The sequence below is a fragment of the Alterinioella sp. B-7 genome (assembly GCF_056857775.1).
Map to the genome: position 1 here is coordinate 120,817 of NZ_JBSXNT010000031.1, position 21,456 is coordinate 142,272.

Sequence of the window (21,456 nt, forward strand, 5' to 3'; positions counted from 1 at the left end):
CATGTATCCGACGAAATATCACAAGCCCGACAGCGTGGACGCGGCGATCACCGCCCTTTCCGGGGCCGAGGATGGCAAGTTCCTGGCCGGGGGTCAGACCCTGCTGGCAACGATGAAACAGCACCTGGCCGCGCCTTCCGACCTGGTCGATGTCCGGGGCATATCCGACCTCTCGGGCATCCGCATGGATGGCGACACGCTGGTCATCGGGGCGGCCACGACCCATGCCGAGGTCGCCGCCAGCGCCGATGTGAACTCGGCCTGTCCGGGCCTGGCCAGGCTGGCGGCGGGCATCGGCGATCCGGCGGTGCGCCACATGGGCACGATCGGCGGCTCCATCGCCAATAACGACCCGGCGGCGTGTTACCCGGCGGGGCTCCTCGCGCTCAACGCCACCATCGTCACCAACAGCCGCGAGATCGCCGCCGACGACTTCTTCCTCGGCCTCTTCACCACGGCGCTAGAGGAGGATGAGATCATCACCTCGGTCCGTGTGCCCGCCTGCGCCAAGGCGGCCTATGCCAAGTTCCGCCAGCCTGCCTCGCTCTTTGCGCTGGTCGGCGTCTGCGTGGCGCAGACGGCAGACGGGGCACGTGTCGCCATCACCGGCGCGGGCGAAGATGGGGTCTTCCGCCACGAGGGGCTGGAGGCGGCGCTGTCCTCGGACTGGTCCGCATCGGCCATTGACGGGGTCGAGGTCTCGGCGGACGGGCTGATGAGCGACATCCACGGCAGCGCCGCCTACCGCGCCAACCTGATCAAGGTCATGGCAAAACGCGCGGTTGCCGCCGCCTGAGCCCTGCGACAAGGACCGCCCCCGCCCTGCCGATCCGGCGGCGGGGGCGGTCCCCTCGCACACGCATCCTTGCCCCCTCCCCCCCCTTCGGGTAATCTGCCCGGCAAAACAAGGCGGTAGTCGGGCATGACGGCGCTCAATGAATATGCGAGGCTGGAAACCACGGGGCTCTGGCGGGAAACCCCGGACAGCCAGCGCCGCGAGGTCGTCGTGTCGCTTGGCGATGCCACGCTGGTGATCTCGGCGATGACCGATACCGCCCTGTCGCATTGGTCCCTGCCTGCCATCCACCGCCTCAATCCCGGCAAGCGCCCCGCCCTCTACGCCCCCGATACCGAGGCCGACGAGACCCTGGAAATCTCCGAACCGACCATGATCGAGGCCATCGAGAGGGTGCGCAGCGCCATCGAACGCCGCCGCCCGCATCCGGGCCGGTTGCGCCTGTGGCTGGCGGCGCTCCTCTTCCTGATCACATTGGGGATCGGCATCGTCTGGCTGCCCGACGCGCTGGTGCGGCAGACGGCCTCCATGCTGCCTGCCGCGAAACGCACCGAGATCGGGCAATTCATCCTCGCCGACATGGCCGATCTTGCCGGACGGCCCTGTTCCGGCACCCGTGGGTTGCAGGTCATGCGCGAGCTCAGCACCGCCGTATTCGGCCCCGGCGCGCCGCTGGTCGTGGTGCTGCCCTCCTCGGCGCAAAGCACCGCCGCGCTTCCGGGCAATATCATCGTGGTCAACCGCTCCCTCGTCGAGGATCACGAAGGCCCCGAGGTTCTGGCAGGTTTCCTCTTGACCGAAGACCTGCGCCGCAACACGCGCCCGCCCATGCGCCGCCTGCTGGACGAGGCCGGGATCTTCGCCACCCTGCGCCTCATGACGACGGGCGAGATCAATCGCAGCCACCTGCGCGACCATGCCGCCATGCTGCTCAGCAATTCGCCCACCCCGGTCGACACGCCCGCCCTGCTGGAGCGGTTCGAGAGGGCCGGTGTCAGCACCGAGCCCTTTGCCTATGCGCTTGATCTGTCAGGCGAATCCGTCCTCCACCTGATCGAGGCCGATCCCATGCGGGGCCGCCTGCGCGCGCCGCTGATGTCGGATCAGGACTGGATCGCGTTGCAGGAGATCTGCGGCGGCTAGGCCCCGCCCCCGTGCCGGTCCCGTCAGCGCGTCACCGCCCCCGAATAACCAAGCCCATGCGCCCGGCTCAATGTCCGGCTGAGCGCGGCGGCATCGTCGAAGGGACCGGCCAGCAGGACCAGCGACCCGCTGCTGCTGCTTTGGCCCAGGCTGGTGGGCATCCCCTGCCCGGCCAGCTGCGCGCGGGCGCGATCCGCCGTGGCGCGGTCGGAATAGCGGGCGATCTCGACATAGCGATGCGAGGACGCGACCGGGGCCGCCGGGGCCACAGGGGCTGCTGCCACAGGGGCCGTCACGGCCGGTTCCGCCACGCTTGGCGCGGGGGCCGCGATGTCGGGCGTGCTGGAGGCGCGGGTGACGGTGCCATAGCCCGGTTCGGGAATGATCACCACCATCAGGTCGATGGCCGTCAGCGGCACGTCGCCTTCCCAATAGCTGTCCTGCGCCGCATAGCCCTGCGGCGTGGCGAAGACCAGCCCGCGATAGGGGTTGAGGCGCCCATCCTCCCAGGCAGGCTCATACCCCGCCGGGACGCCGCCGCCAAAGGCCGCGACGCCGGGATGAACGGCCTGCGGCCCGCAGCGCACGTTGGTCCCCTGAATGTAGCGGCCCGCCGACGCCGGAAGGTTCGGGCAGCCCGAGACCCCCGCGGCGACGGTGGCTGTCGTGGTCGTGGTCGGCGCGGGCGCGGTGGCGGCGGGCCGGACTGTCACTGTGGTCTGCGCGGGCCGCGCGGGCGCAACCGGGGCCTGGGGCGCTGTCGCAACCGTGACGGCGGGGCGCGCCGGGGCGGCGGGGGCCTGCGGCGTTGCCGGGACCGCCGGGGCCGCGACCGTCGTGCCGCCCGTCGGCTGATAGCCGCAGAGCGGTTGCCGCGTACGGCTCACGCGGGGCACCCAGGTCTCCTGCCCGCCATAGCCCGCGCGGATGAACACGCAGCCCCGACTGTCGACATATTGATCGGCGCTGTAGCTGGCCGGTGGCGTCTCCGCCGGACCGCCCAGTTGCGACACGCTTTGCGCAAGACCGGGTGCGGCCCAGACCGCCCCCATTGCCAAAGCCGAAACCAAAGAAAGAATCCGCATAACAACCCCCATTGTCTATGCCCGGAAGACTGACAGAGCTTGCCCGCGACGTAAAGGGTGCAGGGCCTATTTGGTGCCGAACATGCGGTCGCCCGCATCCCCTAGTCCCGGAACGATATATCCCTTGTCGTTCAGATGGCTATCCAGCGCGGCGGTGACGATGGGAACATCCGGGTGCGCCTCCTTCATGCGGGCCACCCCCTCGGGCGCGGCCAGCAGGCAGAGAAAGCGGATATCGGTGGCGCCGGCCTGTTTCAACAGGTCGATGGCGGCGGCGGAGGAATTGCCCGTGGCCAGCATCGGATCGACCGCGATGACCAGCCGATCCTGCAATTCCGTCGGCACCTTGAAGTAGTATTGCACCGGTTGCAGCGTCTCCTCGTCGCGGTAGAGCCCGACGAAACCCACACGGGCCGAGGGGATCAGTTCCAGCATCCCATCGAGCAGCCCGTTGCCCGCCCGCAGGATCGAGACCAGCGCCAGCTTGCGCCCCGCCAGAACCGGCGCGTCCATCTCCTGCATCGGCGTGGTGATGCGCTTGGTCGTCATCGGCAGGTTGCGCGTCACCTCATAGGCCAGAAGCTGGCTGATCTCGCGCAGAAGCTGGCGGAACACGGCGGTCGAGGTGCCCTCCTCGCGCATCAGGGTCAGCTTGTGCTGCACCAGCGGGTGGTCAACGACGGTCAGGTGATCGGTCATGCGGCAGGCTCCAGTTTCTTGGCAATCTTGGCGCGGTTATCGGCATCGCAAAAGGCCGCGTCCAGCGCGTTTCGGGTGACCTCGGCAAAGATCTCGTCATCCCATCCGAAGGTCTCCGCAAGCATCTCGTATTCGCGCGTCATCGTGGTGTGGAAAAACGGCGGGTCGTCGGTCGAGACCGTGACCTTGACGCCTTTTTGGCGCAGCTTCTCGATGGGATGTGCCTTCCATGACGGGAAGACCCCAAGAAAGACATTCGACCCCGGACAGCATTCCAGCGTGATGCCGTCCTCGGCCAGTTGATCGACCAGGCCCGGATCCTCGATGGCCTGCACGCCGTGGCCGATCCGCTCAACCCGCAGGTCGCGGACCGCGTCGCGCACCGAGTCCGCCCCGCCCCATTCGCCAGCGTGACAGGTCAGCCGCAGCCCCGCCTCGCGCGCCATGTCGAAGGCATAGGCGAAATCGCCCGGCTTGCCCGCCATCTCGTCGCCCGCAAGGCCGAACCCGGTGACGAAATCGCCAGCAGTCTCGGCCGCGCAGCGCGCAATCGGCTTGGCGCGGTCCGGGCCGAAATGGCGAATGGGCGTGATGCAGGCGCGCAGGGCGATGCCATGCGCCGCCTCGGCCCGGTCCGCCGCCTCCCCGATAGCGTGCAGATACTCCCGCCACGCCCCAAGATCGCCACCCCCGCAGAAATCGGGCGAGATGAAGCTCTCGGTATACACCACGCCCTGCGCCGCGCTTTCCTCCAGCACCGCCGCCGTCAGGCGGGCGTAATCCTCGGGGCTTGTCAGCACGGAAGTCGCCGCCTCGTAGACACTGAGGAAATGGTTGAAATCGCGATAGGCATAGCCGCCATCGGCGTCAAAAATCCGGCTCAGATCGACCGATTTCTCCTTCGCCATGGCCCGGATGAGATCGGGCGGGGCCGCGCCCTCCAGATGCAGGTGCAACTCGATCTTGGGTGTCATAGGAAACTCCGTCCCGGTCCTTCAGCCGTCACGCCCAGATGCGCCGCCACGCTGGCGGCCACATCGGCAAAGGCGCACTGGCCGATCTGCCCTCTATAGGGACCAGCCGCAACCACCGGAACCCGCTCGCGGGTATGATCCGTCCCGGTCCAGCTTGGGTCATTGCCGTGATCGGCGGTGAAGACCATCAAATCGTCACCCCGCAGCCGCGCCAGGATCGGGCCGATACAGCGGTCGAACCATTCCAGGTGCCGCGCATAGCCCGAGATGTCGCGGCGATGACCATAGACACTGTCGAACTCGACGAAATTGGCGAAGACCAGCCCGCCCTCCGGGGCCTCGTCCACCAGATCTGAGAGATGCCCCATCAACACCTCATCCGGCCCCTTGCGCACCTCGTCGATACCGCGCATCGAGAAGATGTCGCCGATCTTGCCCACAGCCTGAACAGACCGTCCCGCCCCCTGCACCCAGTCGCAAAGCGTCGGCGCGGGCGGCGCAATCGCGTAGTCATGCCGGTTGGGCGTGCGGGTGTAATCGCCTGCCTCGCCGACAAAGGGCCGCGCGATCACCCGGCCCACGCGCATCTTGTGCAGCGTCGGGGCAAGCGTTTCACAAAGATCATAGAGCCGGTCCAACCCGAAGCTTTCCTCATGCGCGGCGATCTGGAAGACGCTGTCGGCGGAGGTGTAGCAGATGGGCCAGCCGGTTTCCTGATGGCGTTCGCCCTCGGCCTCGATGATGGCGGTGCCCGGCGCGTGGCGATTGCCCAGGATGCCACCCACACCGGCAATCCGCTTCACCTCTTCTACAAGATCATCGGGAAAGGCGGGCTGCTCATCGGGGAAATAGGTCCAGTCCCAGGGCACCGGCACGCCGGCCAGTTCCCAATGGCCCGACGGCGTGTCCTTGCCGCGCGACACTTCCGTCGCCGCGCCCCACAGACCGCGCGCCTCCGGGTCGATCCCCGGCGCGGCCTCGCCCGAGGCCAGCCGCACCGCCGCCCCAAGCCCGAGGCCCCCCAGATGCGGCATCGACAATGGCCCGCTGCGCCCGTCCTCCGCGCGCCCCTCGGCGCAGGCCGCCGCGATATGGGCCAGCGTGTTGGCCCCGGTATCGGGCCGGTCGCCGTTGAAGAACTGGTCCGCATCGGGCGCACCGCCGCAGCCCATGCTGTCCAGCACCACCAGGAACGCGCGCGCCATCAGCTAATCCTTTCCTGTATAAGATCGGGGCCGGAGCCACCGGAGGCCCCAAGCGTATAGGCCCGGTGCAGCGCCTCCGCCGCCTCTCTCGCCGCCTCCTCGCTGGCGGCATGGATGCGCGCCAGCGGGCGCTGTGTGTCCACCGCGTCGCCAATCCCGGCAATGTCGGACAGGCCGACACCATGATCCAGCTTGTCGGACTGCACCAGCCGCCCGCCGCCCAGATGCACCACGATCTCGCCCAGGGCCCGCGTGTCGATGGCCGCCACCGTGCCGGGATCGCGCGGGAAGACCTCGGCCACCACGGGCGAGGATGGCAAGCGGTCCCGCCAGCGGCTGACGAAATCGGACGGCCCGCCAAGCGCTGCCACCATTCTGCCGAAACGCTCTGCCGCCGCGCCCGTGTTGAGCGCATCGTTGATCCTGGCCTCGCCCACCGCCGCATCCTCGACCAGCCCGCCAAGCGCCAGCAACTCGCCGCCAAGCGACAGCGTCAACCGGCGCAGCCGGTCCGAGCCGCCGCTGCCCGTCAAAAGCTCCATCGCCTCGATCACCTCCAGCGCGTTGCCGGCCGACCGCGCGGCAGGCTGGCTCATATCGGTGATCAGCGCCGAGCATCTGCACCCCGCCCCCTGCGCCGTGTCGACCAGCGATTGCGCCAGTTTCAACGCCTCGCCCGGATCGGCCATGAACGCGCCCGAGCCGGTCTTGACGTCCAGCACCAGCCCGTCCAGCCCCTCGCTCAGCTTCTTGGACAGGATCGAGGCGGTGATCAGGTCGATGCTTTCCACCGTCGAAGTCACGTCACGCACGCCGTAAAGCCGCTTGTCGGCAGGCGCGATCTGGCCCGACGCGCCGACGATGGCGCAGCCCACCTCGCCCACGACGCGGGCCAGTTCGTCATTGCCGACGATGGCGCGGTAGCCCGGAATCGCCTCCATCTTGTCCAGCGTGCCGCCGGTATGGCCCAGGCCGCGCCCCGAAAGCATCGGCACATAGGCCCCGCAGGCCGCCAGCGCCGGGGCCAGCGGCAGCGACACGGTGTCGCCCACCCCGCCAGTGGAATGTTTGTCCAGCACCGGCCCGGACAGGTTCCATTGCAGCACCTCTCCGGTATCGCGCATGGCATGGGTCAGATGCACCCGGCCCTCGCGCCCGATGGCCCGCGTGCAGATCGCCATGGCAAAGGCCCCGGCCTGCGCGTCAGAGACCGTCTCATCGGCCAGCCCCTGCGCAAACCATTGATATTGCTCGGGCGTCAGCCCCTTCCCGTCGCGCAGCCGCGCCAGTATCTCGCGCGCATCCATCGGCTCACGTCCCTTCCATATGGCCCGCGCCGAAGGCCCCCGGCAGCAGCTCCGCCACCGTCATCGACAATGTCGCGCCGCGCGTCGTGGCCATGGTCACCACCACATCCCCCTGCGCGAATTCCTTGAGCTTCTGGCGGCACCCGCCACAGGGCGGCACCGGCGCGGGGCTGTCGGCGATCACCGTCACCTCGGCGATGCCGGTGTCACCCGCCGCGATCATCGCCGCGATGGCTCCGGCCTCGGCGCAGGTGCCTTCCGGGTAGGCCACGTTTTCGACGTTGCAGCCGAGATGCGTATTGCCCTCGATACTGCGGATCGCGGCGCCCACCTTGAAGTTGGAATAGGGCGCATAGGCGCGTTCGCGCACGGATTTTGCGGCTTCCAGCAATGACATCTGCCTGTCGCTCCTTGGCTTGCGGGTCGCGCCAGTTTGGGCGTTGCCCCGCCGGGTTGCAAGGGGCGCTCACGCCTCGCGGGCGGCGCGGCGCTCGACCTGCTCGATCAGGATGGCCAGCGCCTGCCGGCAGGTTGCGACCGGCGTCGGTGCCTCCTCCAGCCGCCCGCGATGCGCGGTGGCATTGAGCGATTCCGCCAGCCCCTGCAACCGGTCCGCGCCGACAGCACCCGCCAGCGAGATCAGGATATGCGTCTGCGCGCGCACCAGGCCCGCGTCGCGCCCCTCCACGCCCACGTGCAGCAGACGCGCGACGGATCGCAGATCGGCCAGCAGATGGCGCAGGAACTCCTCTCGCCCGTCGGGGCCCGCCGCCTGCAAGATCGCGTCGAAGCGGTTGCGGTCCAACTGCCCGATGCGCTGCGTCACCTCGGGGTCGGGCACCGGGGCGGGGCCATCGCCGCTGCGATCGACATGACGCCGGATCGCCTGCCCGAAATCCTGGATCGAGCGGATCGGCTTGGCGATGACCCCATCGGCCCCGGCGGCATAGATCGCCTCGCGGTTGTCGCGCAGGATATAGGCGGTCAGCGCCACCAGCGGCGTCTCGGGCACCGCGCCGCGCGCGCGCAGGTCGCGCATCACCTCGATCCCGGTCATGCGCGGCATCTCGATATCCAGCAGCGCGATGTCGAAACTGTCCACCTTGAGCGCGGCCAGCGCCTCGACCCCGTCGCGCGCCAGCCGCATCCGCGCGCCCATCCGCTCCAGCATCTGGCGCACGATGATCTGGTTGGTCTCGTTATCCTCGGCCACCAGCACGCTGAGATCCGAGAGGTCCGGCAGCACCGGCTCCGCCTCATCCGGTTGCCAGCCCTCGGGCGGCAGGCGCAGGCGCACTTCCGCCCCGTGACCGGGCAGATTGATGACGGTCAGCTCCGCCCCCAGGCTGTCGGCCAGGTCCTTGGAGATATGCAAGCCCAACCCGGTGCCGGGGCGCGTCGCATCCTGCGGGCGGCCATCAGGGGTAAAGAGCCGCTCCAGCGCCGTGTCCGAGAACCCCGGCCCCTGGTCGCGCACGGAAAACTCCAGCTGATCGTCGCGGCACGCCACCTTCAGCGTGACCCGGCCCTGATCGGTGAATTTCAGCGCATTGGCAATCAGGTTGCCCAGGATCCGGTCCAGCTTGATCCGCGCCACGCTGACCCGCTCGGGCACGTCCCGGTCCACGTCCAGCCGAAAGGTCAGCCCCTGTTCGCGCGCCCGCCCCGACCAGCGCATTTCGACCCCGGCCAGGAAGCTGCGGAAATCGAACACCTGATCAACCGCGCTTTCATCCGCCCGGCCATCCAGTTCCAGAAGCGCCGCATCGACCAGTTCGGCCAGCGCCTCGCCGGCGATCTGGACCCGCTCGACCTGGTCCTGGGTATCGCTGTCCAGCCGGGCGCGGTCGATCAGGCGCAGCCCGCCGATCACGTCCGACACCGCGGCGCGGATATCGTGACTGTAGAGCTTGATTGCTGCCCGCACCGCCCGAATCTGCGCCCGGTCCGCCGCCGCGTTTCCCTCCCGCCGTGCCGTCACTGCCCGTGGTCCCCTTCCGTTACCCCGGGGGAGAGCCTAGGACAGATGGCCCAAAACCGGAAGCACCGAGCGCGGCGCGAGGCAGGAAACAGAGCAATTCCCGCCTTAACGCGGGTAGCCGAGCCCCTTCAGCGCCTCAGCGATCTCATCCAGGATGGCCGGATCGTCGATGGTGGCGGGCAGCTTGAAGTCTTCCCCATCGGCGATCTTGACCATGGTGGCGCGCAGGATCTTGCCCGACCGCGTCTTGGGCAGGCGACTGACCACGCAGGCCAGCTTGAAGGCCGCCACCGGGCCGATGCGCTCGCGCACCAGGCGGACGCAATCGGCGACCACATCGGCCTCGGACCGCTCCACGCCCGAGTTGAGGCACAGGAACCCCATCGGCATCTGCCCCTTGAGCGGGTCGGCCACGCCGATCACGGCGCATTCGGCCACGTCCGGGTGGCTGGCAAGAACCTCCTCCATGCCGCCGGTGGACAGGCGGTGCCCGGCCACGTTGATCACGTCATCGGTGCGCGCCATGATGAAGAGGTAGCCATCCTCGTCCCTGTAGCCCGCATCGCCGGTCTCGTAATAGCCGGGGAAATGCTCCAGGTAGGATTTGCGATAGCGCGCCTCGGCATTCCACAAGTTCGGCAGGCATCCCGGCGGCAGCGGCAGCTTGATGGCAATCGCCCCCAACTCGCCGCGCGGCACCTCGTGCCCGCCCTCGTCCAGGATGCGCACGTCATAGCCCGGCATCGGCACGGTGGGCGATCCCAGCTTGACCGGCAGCGGCTCGATCCCCATCGGGTTGCCCGCGATGCACCAGCCGGTTTCGGTCTGCCACCAATGGTCGATGACCGGCACGCGCAGCTTGTCCTGCGCCCATTCGATGGTGTCGGGATCGGCGCGTTCACCGGCCAGGAACAGGGTCTCCAGGCTGGACAGGTCATAATCGCCGACCAGCGCGCCCTGCGGATCGTCGCGCTTGATGGCGCGGAAGGCCGTGGGCGCGGTGAAAAGCGCCTTGACCCCGTGATCCTGGATCACCCGCCAGAAGGTGCCCGCATCGGGCGTGCCGACGGGTTTGCCCTCGAACACCAATGTGGTGCAGCCGAAGACCAGCGGCGCGTAGCAGATATAGGAATGGCCCACGACCCAGCCGACATCGGACGCGGCCCAGAACACCTCGCCGGGGTTCATGTCATAGAGATTGCGCATCGACCAGTTCAGCGCCACCAGGTGCCCGGCCGTGTGCCGGATCACCCCCTTGGGCGCGCCCGTGGTGCCGGAGGTATAGAGGATATAGGCCGGGTGGTTGCCCTCGACCGGCACGCAGTCCGCATCCTCGACCCCGTATTGAAACCCGTGCCAGTCAAAATCGCGCCCCTCTTCCAGGCGGGCCACCTCCTGCTCGCGCTGGAAGATGACGCAGAACTCGGGCTCGTGTTTGGCCTGCTCGATGGCCCCATCGAGCAGCGGCTTGTAATGCACCACGCGCCCCGGCTCCAACCCGCACGACGCGGCGATGATACATTTCGGCGTGCAATCGTCGATCCGCACCGCCAGCTCGCTGGCCGCGAAGCCCCCGAACACGACCGAATGGATCGCGCCCAATCGGGCACAGGCCAGCATCGCCTCAAGCGCCTCGGGCACCATCGGCATGTAGATGATGACGCGGTCGCCCTTCTCGATGCCCCTGGCCCGCAGCGCGCCCGCAAGGCTGGCGACGCGGGCCTGCAACTCGGCATAGGTGATCTCGTGCTTGGAATGGGTGACGGGGCTGTCATGGATGATCGCGACCCGGTCGCCGTGGCCGGCCTCGACATGGCGGTCGACCGCGTTCCAGCAGGTGTTGACCATGCCATCGGCGAACCACTCGTAGAGCGGGGCGTTGTCGGCGAACAGCGCCTTCGACGGGGCCCGGTCCCAGTCAATCGCCTCGGCGGCCCCCATCCAGAACCCCTCCGGGTCGCGCTGCGCCTCTGCATAGACTTCCTGATAGGACATTCATCTTCCTCCCGATCCAACCTGCCCCGTTGTTAGGCAGCGCCCGACGTTACGGCAAGCACGCAGGCGGGCGGGTGAGGCGGAAGGACGCAATTTATTTGCAGAAACGACCGGATCGGCTTTGCAAATTTTGCAAACCGACCGGGATCAGGGGAGCGATATGAATAGACGGCCTGGGTTTGCAAACTCTGCGCACCAGAGATGCAAACCCCGCTGATTCTGTCCTCAGCTATAGTGATGCACGGGCGTGCCCGCCAGCGCGGTCATGTTCAGCAATCCCCGCGCGGTAATCGAGGGCGTCACGATATGCGCCTTGTTGCCCATCCCCATCAGGATCGGCCCGACCTCCAGCCCGCGCGCCTTGACCTTGAGGATGTTGCGCGCCGTGCCCGCCGCATCGGTCGAGGAATAGACCAGGCAATTGGCCGCCCCCTCCAGCCGCGATCCGGGATAGATACGCTCGCGCAGCTCCCCGTCCAGCGCCGCATCGGTCAGCATCTCGCCCTCATAGGTGAAATCCAGCCCCATCGTGTCGAGGATCTGCATCGCCGCGCGGGTCCGCCTGCCGCTGTCGCTGTCCAGGTTGCCGAACTGCGAGCTGGAACAGATCGCCACTTTCGGCTCGACCCCGAACCGGCGCACATGGCGCGCGGTCCCGATCACGGTCTCGACGATCTGCTCGGGCGTGGGCATCGCGTGGACATGCGTATCGGCGATGAACAGCGGCCCGTCCTCCATGATCATCAGGCTCAGCGCCCCGACCGGGTGCAGCCCGTCGGTGTTGCCCAGAAGCTGGCTGATATAGTTCAGGTGCCACAGGTATTGCCCGAAGGTGCCGCAGATCAGGCTGTCGGCATCGCCGCGATAGACCGCGACCGCGCCAATGGCGGTGGTGTTGGTGCGCAGGATGGCGCGCGCCAGGTCCGGCGTGACCCCGTTGCGCTGCATCTTCTCCAGGTAGCTCTGCCAGTAATCGCGGTAGCGGGCATCGCTTTCGGGGTTGATCAGGTCGAAATCCCGGTCCGGCTTGATCTTGAGGCCCGCCCGCTCGATCCGGCTCTGCACCACTTCGGGGCGGCCAATCAGGGTCGGAATATCGGTCATCTCCTGCACCATCGCCTGCGCCACGCGCAGCACGCGCTCATCCTCGCCCTCGGCAAAGACGATGCGCCGCGTCGCGGTCGAGGCCGCCTCGAACACGGGCCGCATGATCAGCGCCGAGCGATAGACCGACTGGTCCAGCTTGGCGCGGTAGGCGTCCAGATCCTCCAGGGGCCGCGCCGCGACCCCGCTTTCCATCGCGGCCTTGGCCACGGCGCTGGCCACGACCCCGATCAGGCGCGGGTCGAAGGGTTTGGGGATCAGGTAATCCGGCCCGAAGGTCAGCTTCTCGCCCTGGTAGGCGGCGGCGGCCTCGGCGCTGGTGGTCTGGCGCGCCAGTTCCGCGATCCCCTCGACACAGCCGATCTGCATCGCGTCGTTGATCTCGGTCGCGCCCACATCCAGCGCGCCGCGGAAGATGAAGGGGAAGCACAGCACGTTGTTGACCTGGTTGGGAAAATCGCTGCGCCCCGTCGCGATAATGGCATCCGGTGCCACGCTGCGCACATCGTCGGGCGTGATTTCCGGGTTCGGATTGGCCAGCGCGAAGATGATCGGCTGATCGCACATCCTCGCCACCATCTCGGGCTTCAGCACGCCGGGCCCCGACAGCCCCAGGAACAGGTCCGCCCCGTCGATCACCTCGTCCAGCGTGCGCTTGTCGCTGGCCTGCGCAAAGGCCGCCTTCTGCGGGTTCATATCCTCGGTCCGGCCCTCATGGACCAGCCCGTGAATGTCGCACAGCCACACATTCTCGCGTTTCACGCCAAGTTTCAGCAGCATGTTGAGGCAGGCGATCCCCGCCGCTCCGCCGCCCGTCGAGACCACCTTGATATCGGCCCAATCCTTGCCCGCGACATGCAGCGCATTGGTCGCCGCCGCCCCCACCACGATGGCGGTGCCGTGCTGGTCGTCGTGGAAGACCGGGATGCCCATGCGCTCGCGGCAGATTTGTTCAACGATAAAACAATCCGGGGCCTTGATGTCCTCCAGGTTGATCGCGCCAAAGGTCGGCTCCAGCGCGCAGACGATATCGGCCAGCTTTTCGGGGTCGCTTTCATTCACCTCGATATCGAAACAGTCGATATTGGCAAATTTCTTGAACAGGACCGCCTTGCCCTCCATCACCGGCTTCGAGGCCAGCGCGCCGATATTGCCAAGCCCCAACACCGCCGTCCCGTTCGAGACCACGGCCACCAGGTTGCCGCGCGCGGTGTAGCGGGCCGCATCGGCGGGGTCGTTCTTGATCTCAAGGCAGGCCTCCGCCACGCCGGGGCTGTAGGCGCGGGCCAGATCGCGGCCATTGGCCATCGGCTTGGTGGCACGGATCTCCAGCTTTCCGGGGCGCGGAAACTCGTGATAATCCAGCGCGCCCTGGCGCAATGTCTCGCGTTCTTCCTTATCCATCACCGGACCTCCCTCTGGTTTAGTTTAGCACTAAACTATTTTTCTCACGCGCCCAAACGCGGTGCAACGTCGCGGGCCGCTCATGTGAATTGCTCGCTGATCAACCGCTCCTCCAGCCCGTGGCCGGGATCGAACAGGATGCGATGCGCGACGCTCGGCTCGGACCGGATCTCGACCGAGACCACATCCTCGACCGACCGGCTGTCGGCATCGGCGCGCACCGGGCGCTTTTCGGCATTGATCACGTCGAAGCGCACCACCGCATCCTTGGGCAAGAGCGCCCCGCGCCAGCGCCGGGGCCGGAACGCCGCCATCGCCGTCAGCGTCAGCACATCCGCCCCGATGGGCAGGATCGGCCCATGCGCGGAATAGTTATAGGCGGTCGAGCCCGCAGGCGTCGCCACCAGCGCCCCGTCGCAGACCAGCTCGGCCATGCGCATCCGCCCGTCGACGAAAATCCGCAGCTGTGCGGCCTGCGGCCCCGCGCGCAAAAGGCTCACTTCGTTGATCGCCAGCGCCTCGGTCACGGTGCCGTCGCGTTGCGTGGCGATCATGTGCAGCGGGTTGATCACCGCCTCCTCCGCCGCCTCAAGCCGGTCGATCAACCCATCCTCGGAATATTCGTTCATCAGGAACCCGACCGTGCCCCGGTTCATGCCATAGACGGGGGCCTCGATCTCCTGGGTGCCATGCAGCGTCGACAGCATGAAGCCATCGCCGCCAAGTGCGACGATCACGTCGGCCTCCTCGGGCGGGTAATGGCCGAACCGCGCCGCCAGCCGCGCCTGCGCCTCCGCCGCAATGGGCGCGTCCGAGGCGAGGAAACAGATGTTACGGGCAGCGGGCATCGCGCCTCCGGCGTTCATGAGCGTCCAGTGTTCACCCGGCCAGCGGCGAAACTCAATCCCTGATTAGGGCAATAGTCCCGCTCGAAATTCCGATCAAAGGACGGTTGCGGTCTTCAAAGCGGCGCTTTGAGGGCTTTCACCCCGCCCGCGCAAGCGCTATGGCGCACTCATCTTGCGCAACCCCGGACCCCAGAGAGGGAGTAGAGCCCATGACCGCAGCCCACCGTTCCCCCGGTTTCTTCACCGACAGCCTGGAGGCCCGCGATGCGGAGATCTCACGCGCCATCCGCTCCGAGCTTGGCCGCCAGCGCGACGAGATCGAACTGATCGCCTCCGAGAACATCGTCAGCCGCGCCGTGTTGGAGGCGCAGGGGTCGGTCATGACCAACAAATACGCCGAAGGCTATCCCGGTCGGCGCTACTATGGCGGCTGCGAATATGTCGACATCGCCGAAACCCTCGCCATCGACCGCGCCAAGGAACTCTTTGGCTGCGGTTTCGCCAATGTGCAGCCCAATTCCGGGTCTCAGGCCAACCAGGGCGTCTTCACCGCGCTGATCCAGCCCGGCGACACCATCCTGGGGATGAGCCTCGATGCAGGCGGCCACCTGACCCACGGGGCGAAACCCAACCAGTCCGGCAAATGGTTCAACGCGGTGCAATACGGCGTGCGCAAGCAAGACAACATGCTGGATTACGACCAGGTCGAGGAATTGGCGAAGGAGCACCAGCCCAAGCTGATCATCGCGGGCGGCTCGGCCATTCCGCGCCAGATCGACTTTGCCCGGATGCGCGAGATCGCCGATATGGTCGGGGCCTATCTGCATGTCGATATGGCGCATTTCGCGGGTCTGGTCGCGGCCGGTCTGCACCCCTCGCCCTTCCCGCACGCCCATGTCGCGACGACGACCACGCACAAGACCCTGCGCGGCCCCCGCGGCGGCATGATCCTCACCAATGACGAGGCCATCGCGAAAAAGGTCAACTCCGCCATCTTCCCCGGCATCCAGGGCGGTCCGCTGATGCACGTCATCGCCGCCAAGGCCGTGGCCTTCGGCGAGGCGCTGCGCCCCGAGTTCAAGGATTACGCCGCCCAGGTCATCACCAATGCGCAGGCGCTCTCCGATCAGCTCATCAAGGGGGGGCTCGATACGGTCACGCATGGCACCGACACCCATGTCGTCCTGGTCGATCTGCGCCCCAAGGGCGTCAAGGGCAACGCCACCGAAAAGGCGCTTGGCCGGGCCAACATCACGTGCAACAAGAACGGCGTCCCCTTCGACCCCGAGAAACCCACCGTGACCAGCGGCATCCGCTTGGGCTCGCCCGCCGGAACCACGCGCGGCTTCGGCGAGGAGGAGTTCCGCCAGATCGCCGACTGGATCATCGAGGTTGTCGACGGGCTGGCCGCCAATGGCGAGGACGGGAATGGAGACGTGGAAGAGAAAGTGAAGGCCGAAGTGGCTCAGCTCTGCGCCCGCTACCCGCTCTACCCCGACCTCTGATCCCATCTTCTTGGTCAAAATACTCGAAAAGAACCTGACCCCCGGCGCAACCCGTCGGGGGCCTCTTTTGCCCGTCCTTCTCCCTGCATATGCGTCAGGGGGTGTACGGGGGGTGCATCGGGGGGTGTACACAAAGGCACCCCCCCCTTTTTCGGCCAAGTCAGGCCGCCACCGCCTTGCGCACCATGTCCCAGTAGATCGCCTCGATATCGCCCCGCGCCAGCCGCCCGCCCTCGCGATACCAGGTGTTCACGCCGGTCAGCATGGCGATGATCGCCAGCGCGGCCAGCTTGCTGTCGGGCAGGTCGAAACTGCGCGCCGCCTGCCCCGCGCGCAGGATCATTTCCAGCCGATCCTCATACTGACGGCGCAGGGCTTCGATCACGGCGAAATTCTCGGGCTCCAGGTTGCGCAGCTCCATATAGGCGATGAAAACCAGTTCGGGCCGATCCAGGTGATAGCGGATATGGTGGCGGCAGAAGGCTTCCAGCTGTTCGACGGCCGAGCCCTCCGGCACCTGCCAGCTTGCCAGCAGATCCTCAAGGTGATCGCGCATGAGATCAAAAAGAAGTGTCTGTTTATCAGGGGTATAGAGGTAAAGCGCGCCCGCCTGCACGCCGACCTCCGCCGCGATCTGGCGCATGGAAACGGCGGCGAATCCGTGTCGCGCAAAGAGGCGCAGCGCCGCGTCGCGCACCTTGGGGCCGGTGATATCGGCGTGGGAACCTTGTTTGCGTGCCATGGGGGCACATTATCTGAACATACGTTCAATTCAAGCAGATGCTGGACGCGGGTGCGGCTTCCGCGATACAAAATAACAACGGCACATCATGCAGGCAGGCAATGCGGACTCTCACCCTCATCACGGTTCTCGCCCTCGTCGCCGCCTGTTCCATTCGCGCGCCCGAGCTTGACGCCTCGATCACCGATCAGAGCCGCGCCGCCGACTGGCCCGAGCTGGTGCCCCTCGGGCCGATCCTGACCCGGACCGAGCTTGCCGGGCCACCCCGCGCCGAAGCCGCGGGCCGCAGCCTGGAATGGCGCGCCGCCGATCTGCGCCGCCGCGCCGCCATCCTGCGCCGGATGCAGGTAAATTAGGGCAACAGCCTCTCGTTGCACCCCCCGGACGGGTCGGCTAACAGTTGCGCGACCGATTTCATTCCTGCCGGAGGCCCGCGCCACATGTCAGACCCGCTTCGCCTTGGCATCGCCGGGCTTGGCACCGTTGGATGCGGTGTCGTCAAGATCATCCAGCAAAAGGCCAACCTGCTGGCCGCGCGTGCCGGACGGCCCGTGGTGATCACCGCCGTCTCCGCCCGCACCCGCGACAAGGATCGCGGCGTCGACCTTTCGGCCTACGCGTGGGAGGATGACCCGGTCGTGCTGGCCGCGCGCGACGACGTGGACGTGTTCGTGGAACTGATGGGCGGGTCGGATGGCCCGGCCAAGGCCGCGACCGAGGCCGCGATCGCGGCGGGCAAGGACGTGGTCACCGCGAACAAGGCGATGCTGGCGGTGAATGGCCAGGCGCTGGCGGAACTGGCCGAGGCCGCAGGCCGCGTGATCCGGTTCGAGGCCGCCGTCGCGGGCGGCATCCCGGTGGTCAAGGCCCTGACCGAGGGGCTGGCCGGCAACCAGATTTCCCGCGTCATGGGCGTGATGAACGGCACCTGCAACTATATCCTGACGCGGATGCAATCGGCGGGCCTCAGCTATGACGAGGTCTTCGAGGAGGCCAACAAGCTCGGCTACCTGGAAGCCGACCCCAATCTCGACGTGGGCGGCATCGACGCAGGCCATAAACTGGCGCTGCTCTCGGCCATCGCCTTCGGCACGGCGGTCGATTTCGACGGCGTGACGCTGGAGGGCATCGGACAGGTCACCATCGAGGATATCGAACAGGCCGCCGATATGGGTTTCCGCATCAAGCTGCTCGGCGTCGCGCGCATGACCGGACGGGGGCTGGAGCAGCGCATGACGCCCTGCCTTGTTCCCGCCGACAGCCCGCTTGGGCAATTGGAGGGCGGCACCAACATGGTCGTTCTGGAAGGCGATGCCGTCGGCCAGATCGTGCTGCGCGGCGCGGGCGCGGGCGAAGGCCCCACCGCCAGCGCGGTCCTGTCCGACGTGATGGATATCGCGCGCGGCATCCGGCTGCCCACCTTCGGCCAGCCCGCCGCCGGGCTGGAACATGCCGCCCGCGCCGCCGTCGCGGTTTCGGCCCCCTACTATTTGCGCCTGAACCTTACCGACAAGCCCGGCGCGCTGGCCAAGGTGGCCTCGGTCCTCGGTGATTGCGGCATTTCCATCGACCGGATGCGCCAGCCAGAACATGGCGGCAGCGAGGCCCCGGTGCTGATCGTCACGCACAAGGTCTCGGCCCCGTCGCTGGCCGACGCGCTGGAAGCACTGCCGCAGACCGATGTGGTCCTGGGCCAGCCCGTGGCGTTGAGGATCGAAAACATCTGACGCGCGGCAGGCGGCCCGTCGACGGGCCGCGTATGCGCTCGGTCGACCGAGCGCGCGCGCCCCTGTTAGCGCAACCCTGACGCGACACGGGCTTGCGCGGCTTTCCGGCCACGGGTTACAGACAGGGGCAACCTCTATCCCACGAAGGACACCGGCCCCATGCCCACGAAAACCGATTTCAACGATCGCATGCTCTCGCTCGGGCTGGCCCGCGTCTCCGAGGCTGCCGCCATCGCCTCGGCCGGCCTGATCGGGCGCGGCGATGAGAAAGCCGCCGACCAGGCCGCCGTCAACGCGATGCGCGACCAGCTCAACAAGCTCGACATCGCGGGCGTCGTGGTGATCGGCGAGGGCGAACGCGACGAGGCCCCGATGCTCTATATCGGCGAGGAGGTCGGCAGCGGCAACGGCCCCGGCGTCGATATCGCGCTGGACCCGCTGGAGGGCACGACGCTGACCGCCAAGGACATGCCGAACGCGCTGACCGTCATTGCCATGGGGCCGCGCGGATCCATGCTGCATGCGCCCGATGTCTACATGGAGAAACTGGCGATCGGTCCGGGCTACCCGGAGGGTATCGTGTCCCTGGACATGCCCCCCGCCACCCGTGTCTCGGCGCTGGCATCCGCGAAGGGCTGCCTGCCCAAGGACATCACCGTCTGCATCCTCGAACGCCCCCGCCACCAGGAGCTGATCGCCGAGATCCGCTCGACCGGGGCCGCGATCCGCCTGATCACCGATGGCGATGTCGCGGGCGTCATGCATTGCGCCGAGGCCGAGGCCACCGGCATCGACATGTATATGGGCGAAGGCGGCGCACCCGAAGGCGTGCTGGCCGCCGCCGCGCTGAAATGTATGGGCGGGCAGATGTATGGCCGCCTCGTATTCCGCAACGACGATGAACGCGGCCGCGCGGGAAAGGCCGGGATCACCGACCTCGACAAGATCTATGGCCGCGACGAGATGGTGACCGAGGATGTGATCTTTTCCGCCACCGGCGTCACCAACGGCTCGATCCTGTCGGGCATCAAGCGCGAGGTCGGTTGGGTCACGACCGAGACCCTGCTGATGCGCTCCAAGACCGGATCGGTGCGGCGCATGACCTACCGCACGCCCGTCGCGTCCGAGGCATGACCAGCACGATCCTGAACGTCACGGCCTCGGCCACCGGGCGGCACTGGGTGGGCCTGTCACCCGAAGAGGACCGCCTGTCGGAGGCGCTGGCACAACGGGCCGATATCGCGCCTGCGCTGGCCCGCGTGCTGGCCCGGCGCGGCGTGCTGCCGGAGGCCGCCGACAGCTACCTGGCCCCTGCCCTGCGCGACCTGCTGCCCGATCCGCTGCGCCTGAAGGATATGGGGGTCGCCGCAACCCGCGTGCTTGCCGCCATGGCCGACCGCGAACGCATCGCGATCTTTGCCGATTACGATGTCGATGGCGGCACCTCCGCCGCCCTGCTGATCGACTGGCTGCGCCAGCAGGGCCATGCCGCGACGCTCTACATTCCCGACCGCATCGACGAGGGCTATGGCCCGAACGAGGCCGCGATGGCCGAGCTCGCCACATCCCACGACCTGATCATCTGCGTCGATTGCGGAACCCTGTCGCACGACCCCATCGCGGCGGCCAGGGGCGCGGAGGTTATCGTGCTCGACCACCACCTGGGTGGCGCGGAGCTGCCCGATTGCGTCGCCGTGGTGAACCCCAACCGGCAGGATGAACCGGGCGACCTGGGCTATCTCTGCGCCGCCGCCGTCGTGTTCCTGATGCTGGTCGAGGCGGGCCGTCAGTTGCGGGAAGCGGGCCGCAAGGGCCCCGACCTGATGGCGATGCTGGACCTCGTGGCGCTGGCCACCGTGGCCGATGTGGCGCAACTGACCGGTGTGAACCGCGCCTTCGTGCGGCAGGGCCTCAAGGTCATGGCGCGGCGCGACCGCCCTGGCCTGGTGGCGCTCTGCGACGTGGCGCGGCTGGACCGGGCGCCGACCTCCTACCATCTCGGCTTCGTCCTCGGCCCGCGCGTCAATGCCGGGGGCCGCATCGGCGAGGCCGACCTGGGCGCGCGCCTCCTGGCCTGCACCGATCCGGCCGAGGCACGAGCGATGGCCGAACGTCTGGACATGTTCAACACCGACCGGCGCGAGATCGAGGCCAATGTGCGCGATGCGGCCCTGGCGCAGGCCGAGGCGCGCTGTCTCGACGCGCCGTTGGTCTGGGCCGCCGACGAGGGCTGGCACCCCGGTGTCGTCGGCATCGTGGCAAGCCGCCTGAAAGAGGCCACCAACCGCCCCGCCGTGGTGATCGGCTTCGACGGCGATGACGGCAAGGGCTCGGGCCGCTCAATCGCGGGCGTCGATCTGGGTGCGTCGATCCAGAAACTGGCCGCCGAGGGGCTGATCCAGAAAGGGGGCGGCCACCGCATGGCAGCGGGCCTGAGCCTGAGCCGCGCGCAGCTAGAACCCGCCATGGCCCGCCTCTCGGAGCTCTTGGCCAAACAGGGCGCGGGCGAGGCCGGCCCCGCCGACCTGCGCATCGACGCCATGCTGATGCCGGGCGGCGCAACAGTCGAGCTGATCGAGGCTTTGGAGACGGCAGGCCCGTTTGGCGCCGGGTCCCCCGCCCCGCGCTTCGTGTTTCCGTCGCAGAGCATCCGCTTCACCAAGCCGGTGGGCGACGGCCACCTGAAATTCAGCTTCTCCGATGGCGGCCCCGTCACGCTGGAGGCCATCGCCTTCAATGCCCGCAGCACCGGGCTGGCCGACCTGATCGAAGGCCACGCAGGCCGCCCAATCCACCTTGCGGGCCGGATCGAGGTCAACCACTGGAACGGCCGCCAGAGCGTGCAATTGCGGCTGGAGGATGCCGCCTTGGCATGACGGAAGACCTTCGAAAATTTCCTTGCCCGATGCGTCAATTTCCCCTTGCGCATCACACCGGCTTT

General features: G+C 67.6%; 17 protein-coding genes and 1 pseudogene. 7 read left to right on the forward strand and 11 right to left on the reverse strand.

The genetic code is table 11. The annotated features are described in order from the left end of the window. The first annotated feature begins 1 nt into the window (after position 1). Both AC13C7_RS08945 and AC13C7_RS08950 read left to right on the forward strand, forming a co-directional pair. The gene (locus AC13C7_RS08945) at positions 2-796 is read left to right on the forward strand and encodes an FAD binding domain-containing protein (RefSeq protein WP_172321788.1); all 795 of its coding nucleotides are present in this window, start codon (positions 2-4) and stop codon (positions 794-796) included. A 126-nt stretch (positions 797-922) separates the two neighbouring features. Continuing rightward, positions 923-1,939 carry a M48 family metalloprotease gene (locus tag AC13C7_RS08950; RefSeq protein WP_172321789.1) on the forward strand — a complete coding sequence of 339 codons (1,017 nt, stop codon included), beginning with the start codon at positions 923-925 and terminating at the stop codon, positions 1,937-1,939. Positions 1,940-1,962: 23 nt separating this feature from the next. On the opposite strand, the gene AC13C7_RS08955 is transcribed toward AC13C7_RS08950, so the two are convergent. The 10 genes and pseudogenes from AC13C7_RS08955 to AC13C7_RS09000 form a co-directional block, all read right to left on the reverse strand. Continuing rightward, complete coding sequence (locus AC13C7_RS08955; protein WP_482867260.1) at positions 1,963-3,024, reverse strand: SPOR domain-containing protein; 1,062 nt, start codon at positions 3,022-3,024, stop codon at positions 1,963-1,965. Positions 3,025-3,090: 66 nt separating this feature from the next. Next, positions 3,091-3,723: a uracil phosphoribosyltransferase gene (gene upp, locus AC13C7_RS08960; protein ID WP_446122135.1), complete on the reverse strand. Its 633-nt coding sequence runs from the start codon at positions 3,721-3,723 to the stop codon at positions 3,091-3,093. Next, on the reverse strand, positions 3,720-4,697 hold the full coding sequence (locus AC13C7_RS08965) for an adenosine deaminase (RefSeq protein WP_482867261.1): 978 nt from the start codon (positions 4,695-4,697) through the stop codon (positions 3,720-3,722). Before AC13C7_RS08965 ends, upp begins: the two co-directional genes overlap by 4 nt. Then, positions 4,694-5,902: a phosphopentomutase gene (locus tag AC13C7_RS08970; RefSeq protein ID WP_482867262.1), complete on the reverse strand. Its 1,209-nt coding sequence runs from the start codon at positions 5,900-5,902 to the stop codon at positions 4,694-4,696. The genes AC13C7_RS08965 and AC13C7_RS08970 overlap by 4 nt, the downstream gene beginning before the upstream one ends. Further along, a complete protein-coding gene (locus tag AC13C7_RS08975) occupies positions 5,902-7,209 on the reverse strand; it encodes a thymidine phosphorylase (RefSeq protein WP_482867263.1) in 1,308 nt (435 codons plus the stop codon). Before AC13C7_RS08975 ends, AC13C7_RS08970 begins: the two co-directional genes overlap by 1 nt. A 4-nt stretch (positions 7,210-7,213) precedes the next feature. Next, a pseudogene (gene cdd / locus AC13C7_RS08980) lies at positions 7,214-7,612 on the reverse strand (cytidine deaminase); the annotation flags it as partial. Positions 7,613-7,675: 63 nt separating this feature from the next. Next, positions 7,676-9,190, reverse strand: coding sequence for a response regulator (locus AC13C7_RS08985; RefSeq protein ID WP_482867264.1), 1,515 nt, complete (start codon positions 9,188-9,190; stop codon positions 7,676-7,678). A 105-nt stretch (positions 9,191-9,295) separates the two neighbouring features. Then, complete coding sequence (locus AC13C7_RS08990) at positions 9,296-11,185, reverse strand: propionyl-CoA synthetase (protein ID WP_482867265.1); 1,890 nt, start codon at positions 11,183-11,185, stop codon at positions 9,296-9,298. 225 nt (positions 11,186-11,410) lie between these two features. Then, the gene (locus AC13C7_RS08995; RefSeq protein ID WP_482867266.1) at positions 11,411-13,693 is read right to left on the reverse strand and encodes an NADP-dependent malic enzyme; all 2,283 of its coding nucleotides are present in this window, start codon (positions 13,691-13,693) and stop codon (positions 11,411-11,413) included. Positions 13,694-13,773: 80 nt separating this feature from the next. Further along, positions 13,774-14,541, reverse strand: coding sequence for an NAD kinase (locus AC13C7_RS09000; protein WP_446122142.1), 768 nt, complete (start codon positions 14,539-14,541; stop codon positions 13,774-13,776). Positions 14,542-14,750: 209 nt separating this feature from the next. Between AC13C7_RS09000 and glyA the strand changes: the two genes are divergently transcribed. Continuing rightward, positions 14,751-16,046 carry a serine hydroxymethyltransferase gene (gene glyA / locus AC13C7_RS09005; protein ID WP_482867267.1) on the forward strand — a complete coding sequence of 432 codons (1,296 nt, stop codon included), beginning with the start codon at positions 14,751-14,753 and terminating at the stop codon, positions 16,044-16,046. A 160-nt stretch (positions 16,047-16,206) separates the two neighbouring features. Here glyA and AC13C7_RS09010 read toward each other — a convergent pair whose 3' ends face one another. Further along, positions 16,207-16,788, reverse strand: a complete 582-nt coding sequence (locus tag AC13C7_RS09010; protein WP_446122144.1) for a TetR/AcrR family transcriptional regulator — start codon at positions 16,786-16,788, stop codon at positions 16,207-16,209. A gap of 101 nt (positions 16,789-16,889) precedes the next feature. Here AC13C7_RS09010 and AC13C7_RS09015 point away from each other — a divergent pair, with 101 nt between their 5' ends. The 4 genes from AC13C7_RS09015 (at position 16,890) to recJ (ending at position 21,391) form a co-directional block, all read left to right on the forward strand. Further along, complete coding sequence (locus AC13C7_RS09015; protein ID WP_172320857.1) at positions 16,890-17,144, forward strand: hypothetical protein; 255 nt, start codon at positions 16,890-16,892, stop codon at positions 17,142-17,144. 84 nt (positions 17,145-17,228) lie between these two features. Then, on the forward strand, positions 17,229-18,515 hold the full coding sequence (locus AC13C7_RS09020; RefSeq protein ID WP_172320858.1) for a homoserine dehydrogenase: 1,287 nt from the start codon (positions 17,229-17,231) through the stop codon (positions 18,513-18,515). A 159-nt stretch (positions 18,516-18,674) separates the two neighbouring features. Beyond that, on the forward strand, positions 18,675-19,649 hold the full coding sequence (glpX, locus tag AC13C7_RS09025; RefSeq protein WP_482867268.1) for a class II fructose-bisphosphatase: 975 nt from the start codon (positions 18,675-18,677) through the stop codon (positions 19,647-19,649). Next, positions 19,646-21,391, forward strand: coding sequence for a single-stranded-DNA-specific exonuclease RecJ (recJ, locus tag AC13C7_RS09030; protein WP_482867269.1), 1,746 nt, complete (start codon positions 19,646-19,648; stop codon positions 21,389-21,391). Before glpX ends, recJ begins: the two co-directional genes overlap by 4 nt. Positions 21,392-21,456 lie beyond the last annotated feature (65 nt).

Bases quoted from the DNA above. Each gene is read 5' to 3' on its own strand.
- AC13C7_RS08950 (WP_172321789.1), top strand. From the start codon at position 923: ATGACGGCGCTCAATGAATATGCGAGGCTGGAAACCACGGGGCTCTGG.
- AC13C7_RS08945 (WP_172321788.1), top strand. From the start codon at position 2: ATGTATCCGACGAAATATCACAAGCCCGACAGCGTGGACGCGGCGATC.
- AC13C7_RS09015 (WP_172320857.1), top strand. From the start codon at position 16,890: ATGCGGACTCTCACCCTCATCACGGTTCTCGCCCTCGTCGCCGCCTGT.
- AC13C7_RS08995 (WP_482867266.1), bottom strand. From the start codon at position 13,693: ATGGATAAGGAAGAACGCGAGACATTGCGCCAGGGCGCGCTGGATTAT.
- recJ (WP_482867269.1), top strand. From the start codon at position 19,646: ATGACCAGCACGATCCTGAACGTCACGGCCTCGGCCACCGGGCGGCAC.
- AC13C7_RS08955 (WP_482867260.1), bottom strand. From the start codon at position 3,024: ATGCGGATTCTTTCTTTGGTTTCGGCTTTGGCAATGGGGGCGGTCTGG.
- glpX (WP_482867268.1), top strand. From the start codon at position 18,675: ATGCCCACGAAAACCGATTTCAACGATCGCATGCTCTCGCTCGGGCTG.
- AC13C7_RS08975 (WP_482867263.1), bottom strand. From the start codon at position 7,209: ATGGATGCGCGCGAGATACTGGCGCGGCTGCGCGACGGGAAGGGGCTG.
- AC13C7_RS09000 (WP_446122142.1), bottom strand. From the start codon at position 14,541: ATGCCCGCTGCCCGTAACATCTGTTTCCTCGCCTCGGACGCGCCCATT.
- AC13C7_RS09010 (WP_446122144.1), bottom strand. From the start codon at position 16,788: ATGGCACGCAAACAAGGTTCCCACGCCGATATCACCGGCCCCAAGGTG.
- AC13C7_RS08965 (WP_482867261.1), bottom strand. From the start codon at position 4,697: ATGACACCCAAGATCGAGTTGCACCTGCATCTGGAGGGCGCGGCCCCG.
- upp (WP_446122135.1), bottom strand. From the start codon at position 3,723: ATGACCGATCACCTGACCGTCGTTGACCACCCGCTGGTGCAGCACAAG.
- glyA (WP_482867267.1), top strand. From the start codon at position 14,751: ATGACCGCAGCCCACCGTTCCCCCGGTTTCTTCACCGACAGCCTGGAG.
- AC13C7_RS09020 (WP_172320858.1), top strand. From the start codon at position 17,229: ATGTCAGACCCGCTTCGCCTTGGCATCGCCGGGCTTGGCACCGTTGGA.
- AC13C7_RS08970 (WP_482867262.1), bottom strand. From the start codon at position 5,902: ATGGCGCGCGCGTTCCTGGTGGTGCTGGACAGCATGGGCTGCGGCGGT.
- AC13C7_RS08990 (WP_482867265.1), bottom strand. From the start codon at position 11,185: ATGTCCTATCAGGAAGTCTATGCAGAGGCGCAGCGCGACCCGGAGGGG.